Origin of the sequence: Microbacterium sp. CGR1, assembly GCF_051062835.1 — a bacterium.
Taxonomy (GTDB): domain Bacteria; phylum Actinomycetota; class Actinomycetes; order Actinomycetales; family Microbacteriaceae; genus Microbacterium.
Genome location: NZ_JAOTPG010000001.1, coordinates 177,661 through 190,997 on the forward strand (window position 1 = coordinate 177,661; position 13,337 = coordinate 190,997).

A 13,337-nucleotide genomic window follows, 5' to 3' on the forward strand; every position below is an offset into this window, starting at 1 on the left:
GCGATGCATGCTTCGCCCATAGCTTCGCGGCCACGCCGGGGCCGCTGGTCCGCGGAATACCGAGGCGCGCATAGGCTGACCAGGTCATGCCAGCCCGAGTTCATGCAATCATCGTCGCGCGCCCCGGTTCCTCCGCCCGTGCGCAACTGCTCCGCACGCTGGACGCCCTGCGATCCCAGACCACTCCGCCGGCGGCGATCACGCTGGTGATGTGCGGTGATGCTGCATCGGCACGCGAGAGCGAGACGGTGGCGGCAGCGGTAGAGGGGATCATCCAGGCGCGCAGCGGCACATCCTTCGCCGACGCTGTCGAACTCGCTCGCCCCCGCGTCCTCGAGGGGAGCGCGGTCTGGCTGCTCGCACAGGACACTGCGCCTCATGAGCGCGCACTCGAAAGGCTCGTGGGAACGCTCGAGCGCTCGCCGTCGGCTGCGATCGTCGCTCCCAAGCTCGTGCAGACCGACAACGACCGTGAGATCGTCTCGTTGGGCGTGAGCATGACGACCTTCGGCCGCACGGTCGAACTGGCCGCCGGCGAGCTCGACCAGGGACAGCACGACGGTACCGACGATGCGCTCGGAGCGGACATCCGAGGGATGCTGATCCGCGGCGAGGTGCGCGATGCCCTCAGGCCCGACCCCGCACTTCCTGGAGCAGACCTCGGGCTGGACCTCGGCGTTCGCGCTCGGCTCGGTGGCGGACGCGTGGTACTCGCGCCGTCGGCTCGGATCTCGGTTTCACCGGAGGGCCCCGGCGCTCTGCCGCATGGTCGCAGCAAGCGCGCGTTCGCGACCAGGCTCGCCCAGCTGCATCGTCGCCTCGCCTACGCACCCGCGGTCGCCGTGCCGCTGCACTGGCTCACACTCCTCCCGCTCGCACTCTGGCGATCGGTGACGCACCTCGTCGGCAAGCGCCCTGAGGCGGTGGCTCCGGAGTGGGGTGCCGCCGTGTCCGCGATGTTCCGCTTCGCGGCGATCGCGCGCTCACGAGGCCGCATCCGCGCGTTCCGTACGTCGAGTTGGTCGAGCATCGCACCGCTCCGCGTGAGCAGCTCTGATCTGCGCCGGCGCCTCGACGATGGGCACGGCAGCGAAGGCGGAGCTGTCAGCGAGCTCAGGTTCTTCTCGGATGGCGGTGCCTGGGCCGTGCTCGCAGCGCTCGTCGTGAGCATCGCCACGTTCACCACCGTCCTCGCGTGGCCCGTATTGGGTGGCGGGGGGCTCCTGCCGCTGCGAGCGACCGTCGAAGCGCTGTGGAGCGACGCCGCCTGGGGGCTGCGCGGCCTCGGAGCCGGGGTGGTCGGTCCTGCCGATCCCTTTGCCGCGGTGATCGCCGTTCTCGGATCCCTATGGCCGGGAGCCCCCTCCTTCTCTCTCGTGCTGCTCTGGGTTCTCGCGCTGCCGCTCGCCGTGCTCGGCGGATGGTTCGCCGCCACTCGGGTGACCGACCGATCAGGCCTCCGCATCTTCGCCGGAATCGTGTGGGCGCTGGCCCCCACCTTCCTCACCGCCCTGGTAGACGGTCGTCCCACGGGCGTGCTCGTGCACCTGCTCCTGCCATGGCTCTTCCACGCTGCGGTCGTCGCGCATCGCTCGTGGGGCGCGGCCGGGGCGGCATCGCTCCTGTTCGCCGCCGTGACCGCGTGCGCCCCCTCGCTCGCCCCTGCGCTTCTGCTGCTCTGGGTAGTCGCACTCGGCATCACGCTCGCCGGTGCGCGCATCCGCGGAGCGATCCGCATGCTCTGGGTACCGGTGCCCGCCATCGCCCTCTTCGCACCTCTCGTGCTCTGGCAGTTGCGTCACGGCAGCCTCATCGCCGTCCTCGCCGACCCCGGGTCCATCTGGGCCGGTCCCCAGGCGACAGCTGATGCCGCGGGCCGGCTCGCGCTGGCAACGGGCTTCCCCACCGGAGACATGGCCGGATGGGGCTGGGCATCGTGGCTCGGACTGGAGCTGGCGCCCTGGGCTGCGCTGCTGCTCGCACCACTCGCTCTGCTGGCTCTCGTCTCGGCCGTCGCGCCTCGCTGGCGCGCCGGAATCACGCTTCTCGTGGTCGCCCTCGCAGGGCTCGCCACGGCGTTCCTCGCCGTGGGCGTCACCGTCTCCTTCGCGCAGGGAGTGCCGGTCGCGATCTGGCCGGGAACCGGGCTGAGCCTCGCGTGGATCGGCGTGACCGGGGCTGCGCTCGTGACGCTCGACACCGCGCTCACGATCCCGCGCGTTCGCGTTCTGAGTGCCGCCGTCGCGGGTCTCGCGATCGCGGTCTGCGCCGTCCCGTCGCTCTCCGCATTCCACTCGGATCCCTCGCCCTCGGCGCTCCGCGACGGTCCCGCCTCGACGCTGCCGGCGTACGTCGCCGCACAGGCGGGCGCGGATCGGCCCGTCGGCACGCTGGTGCTCACGCCGCAGAACGACGGCGGGCTCGCGACCGAGGTGGCGTGGGGCGGGAGCGAGACGCTGAGCGCGCAGACGACGATCCTGTCGACGGCGACGGAGCTGCGAGGCACCGACCTCACGACGCTCGCGGTCGACCTGCTCTCGGCGCGCGACTTCGACGCCGCGGCGGTACTCGGAGAGCAGGGTATCTCCTACGTGCTCCTGGCGAAGGTGTCCGACGACGAGTCGGACCGCGCGCGTACGCTGCGCACGCTGGCCGTGACGTCGCTCGATCAGCGCGCAGGCTTCGTTCAGGCGGGTACGACGGATCGCGGCGTCCTCTACCGGCTCGAAGCGGAGGCAGCGCCCCGTGCTTCGCTCTCCGCTGGCCAGGAGGCTACTGCGCGTCTCGTGATCACGCTCCAGCTGGTGCTCGTGTTCGCCGCGCTCCTGCTGTCGGTGCCGACCCGTGCGTCACGACGCGCGGCCCGCGCCAAGTCGCGCATCGTCGGGCGAGCCGCGGAAGAGCCCCTCGTGCTGCCCAGGCACCCGGAAGACCGCGATGACCACATGTCGTCGGAGGTCCCGGACACAGTGCCGGAGACGCCAACCGAACCGGATGAACAGGCGGATGCCGTCGACTCGGCCGCGGGCGAACCGGCCGGCGCGGAGTCGCCGGACGCTGTCGAGGGAGAGTCCACCGAGGACGCATCGGCTGCGGAGCCCACGGCGGAGGTCTCAGAGGGCACACCAGACGAAGGACCCCACCACGATGAGGAGGCACGACGATGAGCACCAACCGTGCATTCCGGGTGGCTGCCACCGGCGCTCGAGTGCTGACCGGCGCCGTCGTCGCCGCGGCGTGCGTCGTCGGTGCCGTGCTCGCGGTCACTGCGCCGTGGCCCACCATCACGCATGAACCCGCCCAAGCCGACGTCACGCCCCTTCCCGGAGACACGGTGCTCGTCTGCAACGGCGACTTCCGTGCGATCGGGCGCAATCCCTCGAAGTCGCTCGAGATGGTTTCCGCGGCGGAACCGCGTCTGACGGCTCAGGGGTCGTCTGGGCGGCCGGAGTCGAGCCCGCTGCCGGCGAAGGACCTCGCCGACGGCGGCACGGCCCAGCGTCTGGTCGGGGCGGTCGAGGGCCGAGAAGCGCCGCTGCTCGGCGCGACCGAGTCGTTCTCGCTCGCCGAGGACGACCTCTTCGGTCTCGCAGCCGCTCCCTGTCGACCCGCCGGCCTCGAGTCCTGGCTCGTCGGCGGTACCGTCGCCACCGGCACGGAGGACCTCATCGTCCTCACCAACCCCGGCGTCGTGCCCTCGACCGTGACTCTCGGCCTGCACGGATCGGTCCGTGCGTCGAGCACCGTGATCGTTCCGGCTGAATCGCAGATCGCCCTTCCGCTGACTTCGATCGCGGTCGGGTCCGACTATCCCGTCGTCAGGGTGACCGCCACCGGTTCGCCGGTGCGCGCAGTGCTGCAGTCGTCGCTCACGCGGACGCTCGACCCCGCGGGTGCCGACCTGCAGGATGCTGTCGCTGCACCGCAGCGCAATCCCGTGCTCCCGGGCATCCAGGTGTTCGAGAACGAGGGCGACAACTCCGACATGGCGGTCGTGCGGCTGCTCTCGCCGGACGTCGATGCCGAGGCGGTGGTGACCCTGAGCAAGCTCGGTTCCTCCGCGACCGTTGCGGAACTCGAGGTGCCGCTCACGGCCGACATGCCGACCGAGCTCTCGCTCTCGACGCTCGCGCCTGGAGAGTACACGGCGCGGATCGAGTCCGATGCCCCCGTGCTGGCCGCGGTGCGGCAGCAGGACGGGGCTGGTCCGGAGACCGACTTCGCCTGGGTCCTTCCTGCGCCGGAGGTCGAGGACGACGTCTATGTGTCGATCCCGGCCGGTCCATCGCCCGAGGTCGTTCTCGTGAACAGCGAGGACTCCGATTCCACCGTGCAGCTCACCCCCGTCGACGGCGGGGAGCCCATCGAGGTGACGGTCCCCGCGGAGTCGTCCGCGTCGGTGCCGGTGACGGAGCGCACGGTGTACGCCCTGTCGACGTCGGGTCCCGTGCATGCGTCCGTCTCGATGACGGCCACCGGGGCGCTCGCCGTCTGGCCGGTGTGGCCGTCGGCGGGAGCCCAGCAGAGCATCACCGTCTATCCCTGAGGCGCGGTCAGAGCCGAGGCAGCGGCTCGAAATCAGTGGTCGTGGCCGCCGAGGTCCCAGGGCTCGCGTCCGACGTATTCCGCCGCGGCGCGGAAGACCGCGCTCTCGATGGCCATGCGCCGGTGGGCGCCGTCATCGTGGCCAGGGGGGAGCAGCCGCTCGATCGGGAGTCGGAAGAGCACGATGCGCTGCTTCTCGTGGTCGAGGTGCCACCGTGGCACCTCATCCGTCGCCTCGAACGCCGGCATCGCGCCGATCTCGAACCGGACCTCCTGCAGTTCAGGCCAGGTGCCGCGGAGGAACTCCACTGCCGTGCCCACGGTGAGGTCGAACCGGTCGATGCGACCGTCGAGCGGTGCCAGCGGAGGACGCACGACCTCGCTGCGCCCAAGACGACCGTGTCGCCCGTGCCGAGCGCCACGGCGCGGAGCGGCGGAGGCGCGGGGACGACGAGGCATAGCGAAAGTCTAGGCCGAGTCTGCGGCCGCGAGCGGCGCGGCATCCATCCGTGGTCGGCAGCGGCCCGTAACCTGGCGGGAATGGACGCAAGACTCTGCTCGAAGGTCGGCTGCGCGCGCGAAGCCGTGGCGACGCTCACCTACGACTATGGCGATCAGATGGCGGCGCTGGGACCGCTCGGCATAGCGAACCATCCGCACGCGCACGACCTCTGCGCGCAGCACGCGGATCGGCTGTCCGTCCCCGCCGGCTGGCTTGTGGTGAGGCACGAGGCGCTTCGCGCCTGACCTGATCCGACCGGGATGACGCGTGGGACACGCCGCCTGCCGCGCCCGGGTCGCCCTCCTATCCCGGCTACGCTGACCGCGGATGCGCCAAGGCGGCGCGGCCGGAAAGGCAGCCGTGATCGTCTGGCGACGCTGGATCTTCCCCCTTCTTCTCGTGCTCGTGTTCGGAGCATGCGCGGCGGCACTCGTGAAGATCGCGTTCTTCCCCGACCGCACCGAGGCGATGGTCAGCCCGGAGTCGTCTATCAGCGATCCGGTCATCCCCGTCGAACGCGGCTCGGTCGTCAACGCGCTGACGTTGAGCGGCAATGTCGCGCGCGACGATTCGTTCCCCGTGCGCAACGAGATCAACGGCACCGTCCTCGCCGTCCACGTCCCAGAGGGAGCGTCCGTCGCCGCCGGGCAGAAGCTCTTCACCATCAGGCAGGACGAGCCCAAGAAGGACATCGACGTCGTCGCCCCAGAAGCCGGAGACGTGTCCGAGATCGCCCTCGTGAAGGGGCAGGTCACCTCGGCGGGAACGGAGAGCTACACCCTCACCCCTGCCCGGTACCACCTGCTCGCGACCGTGGAACCCGCGCAGCTGTACCGATTGGTGAACGCACCCGCCGAGGCCTCCGTGAGCATCACCGGGGGACCGGCGCCGTTCACGTGCACCGGAGTGCGCGTGCAGGTGAGCACGGAGGGCACCGCGAGTGTGCGCTGCGCGGTCCCGGCCGATCAGGTCGTGTTCGCAGGGCTCCCCGCCACGATGGATCTCGCACTCGGGCAGGTCGACGATGCACTGGTCGTCCCGGTCACCGCGGTGCAGGGTGGCGCGGGCACAGGCAACGTCTGGGTGGATGCGGGTGACGGGAGCGAACCAGAGGAGCGACCGGTGACTCTCGGAGTGAACGACGGCACCATGGTCGAGGTCGTCTCGGGTCTCCAAGAGGGCGAGTCGATCAGGCAGTTCGTCCCCGGCTTCGTCGCTCCGGTCGAGGAGTTCTGCTACGAGGTCGCACCGGGCGTCGAGCAGTGCGACAGCGGGACCAGCTGGTGACGCTCGTCGCGCTGGCCGACGTGACCAAGAGCGTGCGACTGCCCGATGACTCGGAGCTGGAGATCCTCCGTGGGATCTCGCTCGACGTGAGCGCAGGCGATCACGTCTCGATCGTCGGACGCTCCGGCTCCGGCAAGTCGACCCTTCTGAACATCCTCGGGATGCTGGACGCCCCCACCAGCGGCACCGTCTCGTTCGAAGGTCGTGAGGTGCGGCGCATGCGGTCGGGGCGGCTGGACCGCCTGCGCGGCGACAACGTCGGCTTCGTCTTCCAGCAGTTCAACCTGCTCCCGGGGCGCACCGCGCTCGACAACGTCATGATGCCGCTCGGGCATGCCAAGGGACGACTGTTCTGGAACCGACGACAGATCGCAGCCGACATGCTGGAGCGGGTCGGCCTCGGCCACCGCATCGAGCAGATCGCCGACCGACTCTCCGGTGGCGAGCAGCAGCGAGTGGCGATCGCCAGAGCGCTCGTGCGTCGCCCGGTGCTGATCCTCGCCGACGAGCCCACCGGCGCTCTGGACATCGACACGGGAGCCACCGTCATGTCCCTTCTCGACGAGGTCGCGACCGAGACGGATGCGGCGCTCGTGACGATCACCCACGACCTGCATGTCGCCGCTCGCGCGCGCAGACACTATCGTCTCGATGCCGGCGTGCTCGAGAAGGCCGACCTCAGCCGCGCCTTCGAGGCGTCGACACTGGCGGCGTCGGTGCCGTCGGATCTCGCGGCAGTGTCGTCGCCATCGGTGCCGGCGACGCGCCGGGAGGCGGCCTCATGACCGGGATGCTCGGCGCCTTCTCCGACGCGTGGGCGGAGATCCGAGTCCACAAACTGAGGGTGCTGCTCAGTCTGATCGGCATCGCTGTGTCAGTGGCGGCGCTCACGGGTGTCGTCGCGCTCTCGGAGTACCAGAGGCAGTTCCAGGCGGAGCAGTCCGACCGGTGGGGCGGTCGGGCGGCGACGCTCGTCGTCGGTGTCAGCACGGCCGACGGCATGCCGGTCGACGTAGACGGCTTCGACGAGCGGTTCGCACGGGTCTCGGAACGATTCGGATTCAGTCACACCGCGCGGATCGCGCAGGGCATGACCGTCCCCGTGCAGCTGCCGGACGGCATCGTCGACGTCAACGCGCGCCTGATCGACCCGCTGTACTCCCAGATCCACCGCGAGCAGCTGCTGGAAGGTCGGTGGCTGCGAGACGCGGACGTCGAAGCCCTCGCGCCCCCGGTCGTGATCACTGAAGCACTGTGGGACAGGATCGGTCGGGTACCGGTGGCACAGCACCCGACCCTCACTCTCTCAGGAGCGGCGGGCGGCACCTATCAGGTGGTCGGCATCGTGCCCCGGCAGGGGTTCGGGGATGAGGAGCTCCGTGTCGACATCCTGTACGACGCGTATCGCGCGCGGGTCGACGCCCTTCCCGAAGGAGCCTGGCCGCAGTACGAGGTGTGGCTCGGGCAGACCGAAGTCGACGAGATCGCCCCGGTGCTCGCGATGGATCTTCGGGCAGGATTGCCCGAAGGGCAGACCGTGTCGGTCAGCCGTTCCGATTGGGCGGCGCAGCCGGGAGCGCTGGACGCGCAGGCGACCTTCGAGATGGTCACGGGTGGCATCGCCGCGGTGATCCTCGCGCTGGGCGCCCTGAGCCTGATCAACATCCAACTGGTCGCGATGCGTCAGCGAGTGCGTGAGATCGGTGTCCGGCGTGCCTTCGGGGCGACGTCCGGTCGGGTCTTCTTCTCGGTCTTCCTCGAGAGCCTCGTCGCGACCACCGTTGCGGGGCTCGTCGGCATCGCGATCGTCGTCGCCGTGCTGCGCTCGGAGTGGGTGGTGACCTCGCTGTTCTACGGCATCCAGGACATCCCGCCCTTCCCGATGCGGGCCGCGTTCGTCGGTCTCGCGGCCTCGATCATCGTGGGTGCGGTCGCCGGATTCATCCCGGCGCTCGTCGCGCTGCGAGTGAAGGTCATCGACGCGATCCGATTCTGACCGCCACCGGATGGCGAAGCGGCGGAGGGGGTCAGACCCCGACGCGCCGCCCCGTGAGCTTCTCCGCACGGCGATCTGCGTTCTGCAGAGCGCGGCGCTCGCGTTCGCGACGAAGGACAGTGATCCCGACGAGCACGATCTCGGGTGCTGCCGCGGGCAGCGGTGACACGAAGGGGGAGGCCTCGGTGAGCAGGTCCTGCGCGACCCGCGCACGAGCGGCCGGCACCATCCGCGGCGCGCTCTGCAGGAACTGCGAGATGCGGCGCGCAAGACGATCGGGCAGGCGGGCGACGTCCGCGATCTGAGCCCAGCCGGCGAGCATCGGCGGGAGGACCGGGACGGAGGGGATGAGTTTCGGAGCCCGCACGCGCTGACTGTAGGTGCCTGCCACCATGTCTCCGAGGCGCTGAGAACGGGCGCTGAACGCGCCGGCGAGCACGGCGACGCTGCCGAGCGTCATGTAGATCTCGAGAACCCCGAGGAGGGCACGGATGAACGCATGACGGAAGCCGGTCGCGCCTCCGTCGATGCGCACGATGCGTCCGCCGACTGCGAGCTTGCCGAGGCTGCGCCCTTTGAGCGCGACCTCCATCGTGATCGGGAGCACGACGAAGCTGACCACGATCGACGCTATCGTCGCGATCGTGTCCGTCGCCTGATCGAGGACGCCGAGATCCAGCAGCCAGAGCCGCAGGAACAGCGTCAGGAGGAAGACGGCGAAGCCGACCAGGAGGTCGATGATCGCGCCGGCCGCGCGCAGGACGAAACCGATCGGCTGGACATCGATCGCCACGGCTTCGCCGGAGAGCACCTCGTCGGATGTATCGAGCGGGGCAGACATGAGTACAGTAAATCAGGTGGATGCCGATGCGCTGACAGATGCACGCCGCGCCGAGTGGGAGCGGTTGGAGCAGCTGAGTCGCGCCCGGCTCGACGGGGCGGGCGTGGACGAGATGATCGTCCGGTATCGGGCGGCATCCGCCGATCTCGCCGAACTCAAGACCTCCGTCGGTGAATCGCCGCAGGGAGCCTATCTGTCGACGATCCTCGTGCGCGCGCGCCTGCGGCTGACAGGCGCCTCCGACAGCATCCTCACCCAGACGGCCCGCTTCTTCTCCCTGCAGCTGCCCGCCGCTCTCTACCGGCTGCGCTGGACGACTCTGGTGATCGCCGTCTCCTTCATCGCGATCGTCGTGGGAACGGCCGCCTGGATCTCATCTGATCCGGCGTTGCTGGCGACCCTCGGGCCGCCTGATGCGCTCGAGCAGTATGCCGATGAGAGCTTCACTGGGTACTACACCGAGAACCCCGCCGCGGTGTTCATGGGAATGGTCTGGTGGAACAACGCCTGGATCGCCCTGCAGTGCGTGCTCTTCGGCATCACGGGGCTGTGGCCGATCAACGTGCTGGTGCAGAACGCGATGGGTCTCGGCGTGTCCGCTGCGGTGATGGCCGCCCACGACCAGGTCGACGTCATGATCCTCTACATCCTTCCGCACGGTCTGCTCGAGATGACCTCGATCTTCGTCGCCGCCGCAGGCGGGCTGCACCTGTTCTGGTCATGGGTCGCGCCGGGCAACAGGTCACGCGGGGAATCCCTCGCCGCGGAGGGGCGGTCGCTCGCGACCGTGGCGATCGGGCTCGTCTTCGCGCTGTTCGTGTCCGGGCTGATCGAGGGCTTCGTCACCGGCTGGGCGCTGCCCTGGCCTGTCAAGATCGGCATCGGCGTGGCAGCCCTCGCCGCCTTCCTGATCTACATGCTCGTGATCGGCGGACGAGCCTACCGCCGCGGCCAGACCGGGGATCTCGTCGAGTACGAAGCGGGGACGCCGAGGCTCCTGGCGGGCTGATCGGAGCTCGTGGGCTTGCGCAGGTCAGCTGGGGCGTTCCACCGAACTCGCGCTGCTCCGGTCCGGACTGTCGAACAGTCCTCGATACGCGAACCCTGCCAGCAGAGCACCGACGACCGGGAAGACGAGGAACACCCACAGCTGCGTGAGGGATTCCGTGTTCCCGTAGACGGCGGTGGCGATGGATCGGGCGGGGTTCACCGAGGCGTAGTCGATCGGCAGGATCACCAGATGGATCGCGGCGAGAGCGAGGCCCGCCACGACACCGCCGAAAGCGGTGCCGCGCGCGGGGTGCGTCACCCCGAGAAAGACGAGGACGAGGACCGCGGCGAAGAGCGCCTCGACGATGATCGCGGCGCCGAGGCCGAATCCTGCGGGTGAGGCGGCGGCGAACCCGTTGCTGGCGAAGCCCTCGACGCGTTGCGCCTCGAGCCAGCCGTCCGGACCGAAGAGGCCGATCAGGAAGACCAGGGTCGATGCGATCAGACCTCCGATGCACTGGGCGATGATGTACGCGGGCACCTCGCGCCACGGCATCCGACCGGCGGCGGCGACGCCGACGGTCACCGCCGGGTTGAAATGACCACCGGAGATCGGTCCGAACGCATAGAACGCGGCGGTGAGGGCGAATCCGGCCGCGAGGGCGATGCCGACGAATCCGATGCCCTGGTCGCTCGTGTCGGTGCCCGCACCGAACCGTGCGGAGAACATCGCGGCGCCGACGATGGCGAGGACGACCGCGGACGAGCCGAACGCCTCGGCGGTCAGACGGACCGTCATCGTCGAGGATCCGTTGCGCGCGTCACTCATGGTCTTCGTCACTTCCTGCCTCCGAAAAAGGTGCTCACAGCCTGCCGGCGGCTTTCAGCTCGAGGTACCTGTCGGCGATCCGCGGGGGCAGGGCATCGGGGTCTGCGGCGATCGCCTCGCCGCCGGCGCGCCGGACGGCATCCGCGACGTTCTCGGCGTCTCGCATCGTCCGCTCCGCCGCAGCCGCGAGATAGATCTCCTCGCGCGAACCGCGCTGCCGCGCGAGGTCGGCGATGCCGTCGTCGGTCACCGACCCCACCAGGATCGATGTCGCCCGAGACGCATCCGGGAAGGCGCCGAGGAACCCTCTGGCGGACTCGGCGGCATCCTGGGCCGTCAACACGACGATCAGTGCGGGGCGCGTCGTGAGCGTGCGCACCGCAGCGAATGCGCCGTGCCAGTCGGTGTCGACGAGACGGGCATGCACAGGCGCCATCGCGTCGGTCAGCGCGGGCAGGAGAGCGGTGCCCTCCACGCCGGTGACGCGTGCGCGCACGACACGGTCGTACATCAGCAGGTGCACGTGGTCGCCGGCACGCGCGGCGAGCGCGGCGAGCAGCAGCGACGCTTCCAGCGCGGCATCGACTCTGGTCCCGTCTCCGACGCGCGCGGCGGCCGTGCGGCCGGTGTCGATGATGATCACGACGTGGCGGTCGCGCTCAGGACGCCAGGTGCGAAGCATCGTGGTGCCGGCGCGAGCGGTGGCACGCCAGTCGATCGACCGGACGTCGTCGCCCCGCACGTACTCGCGGAGCGAGTCGAACTCCGTACCCTGACCGCGCACCTGGATGCTGGTGTTGCCGTCGAGCTCGCGCAGGCGTGCGAGCCGAGAAGGCAGATGTTTGCGCGACGAGAAGGCCGGGAGGACGCGGATGGTCCCGCGAACCCGGTGACGCGCCTGTCGGCCGGCGATCCCCAGCGGTCCGCGGGAGCGGATCATCACGAACTCGCTCGACAGCTCGCCTCGGCGTCGAGGAAGAAGCGGGAAGGAGACACGGCGACGCTCGCCCGAGGGAACACTGACACGCTGACGACCTTCGACCGCCCCGGCCGTCGGCTGCCACGCGTCGCGGATCAGCGCATGCAGTGTACGAGGGCCCTGGTTCTGGAGCGCGACGCTCACCGGCACGAGCTCACCCAGCCGGGTGCGCGTCGGCACGCGCCTGGTCACGACGACCGAGCGCGGGCTGGGAGCCAGCAGCACGTCGAGCGCGATCAGGAGAACGCAGAGTCCCACCCAGACGCCGAGCGCGGCGTACGGCGGATAGCCCGCGAGGCCGGCGAGGACGAGCGGGACGATGCCGACGGCGACGGCGAGGGTGAGACGGCCGGTGACGAACACCTAGATCGGCACCCTGGTCTGCTGCACGACCGAGGTCAGGACGGCATCGGCCGAGACGCCCTCCATCTGCGCATCGGGGCGCAGCTGCAGACGGTGGCGCCAGACCGGTACGAGCATCGTCTGCACGTGGTCGGGAGTGACGGCTGACGACGCGTTCAGCCAGGCCCAGGCTTTCGCAGCGGCGAGCAGACCGGTCGAGGCACGAGGGCTCGCGCCGAGTTCGACGGAGGGCGACTGCCTCGTCGCCCTGGCGAGGTCGACGACGTAGCCGAGCACGTCGTCCGTCACTTCCACGCGTCCGGCTGCGGCCTGAGCCGCACGGATCTCGTCCGCGGTCACGGTGGCTTCGACACCCGTGAGCTCGCGGGGCGAGAAGCCCGACGCATGCTTGCGGAGCACCGACACCTCCGCGTCGCGCTCGGGCATGCCGACGACCAGCTTCATCAGGAAGCGATCGAGCTGCGCTTCGGGTAGCGAGTAGGTGCCTTCATGCTCGATCGGGTTCTGGGTGGCGGCCACGAGGAACGGATCGGGAAGTGCACGGCTGACTCCGTCCGCCGACACCTGGCGCTCTTCCATGGCTTCCAGCAGAGCGGCCTGAGTCTTCGGAGGAGTGCGGTTGATCTCGTCGGCGAGCAGGATGTTCGTGAACACGGGGCCCGCACGGAAGTCGAACTCGCCCGTGCGCGCGTCGTAGACGAGCGACCCGGTCACGTCTCCCGGCATCAGGTCGGGCGTGAACTGCACCCGCTTCGTGTCGAGGCCCAGCGCGCGAGCGAAAGAGCGGACCACGAGGGTCTTGGCGACACCGGGCACCCCCTCGAGCAGCACATGCCCTCGTGCGAGCAGCGAGACCAGCAGACCGGTCACCGTGCCCGCCTGGCCGACGACGGCCTTGTCGACCTCGGTGCGCACGCGGTGCATGGCCTGACGCAGCTCGGCGTCGTTGAAGTTCTCAGCGGTCACGTGGTGTCCTCGGCTTCCGTTCGGATGGGTGGACGGCGG

12 protein-coding genes are annotated in these 13,337 nt (G+C 69.9%); 7 read left to right on the plus strand and 5 right to left on the minus strand.

Annotation, left to right across the window (positions count from 1 at the left end):
• Positions 1–86: 86 nt before the first annotated feature.
• Together OD997_RS00865 and OD997_RS00870 are read left to right on the plus strand one after the other, a co-directional pair.
• A complete protein-coding gene (locus OD997_RS00865; RefSeq protein ID WP_434329945.1) occupies positions 87–3,167 on the plus strand; it encodes a glycosyltransferase in 3,081 nt (1,026 codons plus the stop codon).
• Positions 3,164–4,546 carry a DUF5719 family protein gene (locus tag OD997_RS00870; RefSeq protein WP_434329946.1) on the plus strand — a complete coding sequence of 461 codons (1,383 nt, stop codon included), beginning with the start codon at positions 3,164–3,166 and terminating at the stop codon, positions 4,544–4,546. The genes OD997_RS00865 and OD997_RS00870 overlap by 4 nt, the downstream gene beginning before the upstream one ends.
• Before the next feature lie 32 nt (positions 4,547–4,578).
• Here OD997_RS00870 and OD997_RS00875 read toward each other — a convergent pair whose 3' ends face one another.
• On the minus strand, positions 4,579–4,920 hold the full coding sequence (locus OD997_RS00875; RefSeq protein WP_056308476.1) for a metallopeptidase family protein: 342 nt from the start codon (positions 4,918–4,920) through the stop codon (positions 4,579–4,581).
• Positions 4,921–5,085: 165 nt separating this feature from the next.
• Here OD997_RS00875 and OD997_RS00880 point away from each other — a divergent pair, with 165 nt between their 5' ends.
• The 4 genes from OD997_RS00880 (at position 5,086) to OD997_RS00895 (ending at position 8,330) form a co-directional block, all read left to right on the plus strand.
• Positions 5,086–5,292, plus strand: a complete 207-nt coding sequence (locus tag OD997_RS00880; protein WP_434329947.1) for a DUF3499 family protein — start codon at positions 5,086–5,088, stop codon at positions 5,290–5,292.
• An 82-nt stretch (positions 5,293–5,374) separates the two neighbouring features.
• Positions 5,375–6,334, plus strand: a complete 960-nt coding sequence (locus tag OD997_RS00885) for an efflux RND transporter periplasmic adaptor subunit (RefSeq protein WP_434329948.1) — start codon at positions 5,375–5,377, stop codon at positions 6,332–6,334.
• A complete protein-coding gene (locus OD997_RS00890) occupies positions 6,310–7,119 on the plus strand; it encodes an ABC transporter ATP-binding protein (RefSeq protein WP_434329949.1) in 810 nt (269 codons plus the stop codon). Before OD997_RS00885 ends, OD997_RS00890 begins: the two co-directional genes overlap by 25 nt.
• On the plus strand, positions 7,116–8,330 hold the full coding sequence (locus OD997_RS00895; RefSeq protein ID WP_434329950.1) for an ABC transporter permease: 1,215 nt from the start codon (positions 7,116–7,118) through the stop codon (positions 8,328–8,330). The genes OD997_RS00890 and OD997_RS00895 overlap by 4 nt, the downstream gene beginning before the upstream one ends.
• Positions 8,331–8,361: 31 nt before the next feature.
• Here the strand turns inward: OD997_RS00895 and OD997_RS00900 are convergent, their stop codons facing one another.
• Positions 8,362–9,171: an RDD family protein gene (locus OD997_RS00900; protein ID WP_434329951.1), complete on the minus strand. Its 810-nt coding sequence runs from the start codon at positions 9,169–9,171 to the stop codon at positions 8,362–8,364.
• A 16-nt stretch (positions 9,172–9,187) separates the two neighbouring features.
• Between OD997_RS00900 and OD997_RS00905 the strand changes: the two genes are divergently transcribed.
• The gene (locus OD997_RS00905; RefSeq protein ID WP_434332308.1) at positions 9,188–10,180 is read left to right on the plus strand and encodes a stage II sporulation protein M; all 993 of its coding nucleotides are present in this window, start codon (positions 9,188–9,190) and stop codon (positions 10,178–10,180) included.
• 24 nt (positions 10,181–10,204) lie between these two features.
• On the opposite strand, the gene OD997_RS00910 is transcribed toward OD997_RS00905, so the two are convergent.
• The 3 genes from OD997_RS00910 to OD997_RS00920 are packed head-to-tail and all read right to left on the minus strand — an operon-like array spanning position 10,205 to position 13,256.
• Positions 10,205–10,990 (minus strand): aquaporin, encoded by a 786-nt coding sequence (locus OD997_RS00910; protein ID WP_434329952.1) that lies wholly within the window; start codon positions 10,988–10,990, stop codon positions 10,205–10,207.
• Positions 10,991–11,024: 34 nt separating this feature from the next.
• The gene (locus tag OD997_RS00915) at positions 11,025–12,332 is read right to left on the minus strand and encodes a DUF58 domain-containing protein (RefSeq protein WP_434329953.1); all 1,308 of its coding nucleotides are present in this window, start codon (positions 12,330–12,332) and stop codon (positions 11,025–11,027) included.
• On the minus strand, positions 12,333–13,256 hold the full coding sequence (locus OD997_RS00920; RefSeq protein WP_434332309.1) for an AAA family ATPase: 924 nt from the start codon (positions 13,254–13,256) through the stop codon (positions 12,333–12,335).
• Positions 13,257–13,337: the final 81 nt, after the last annotated feature.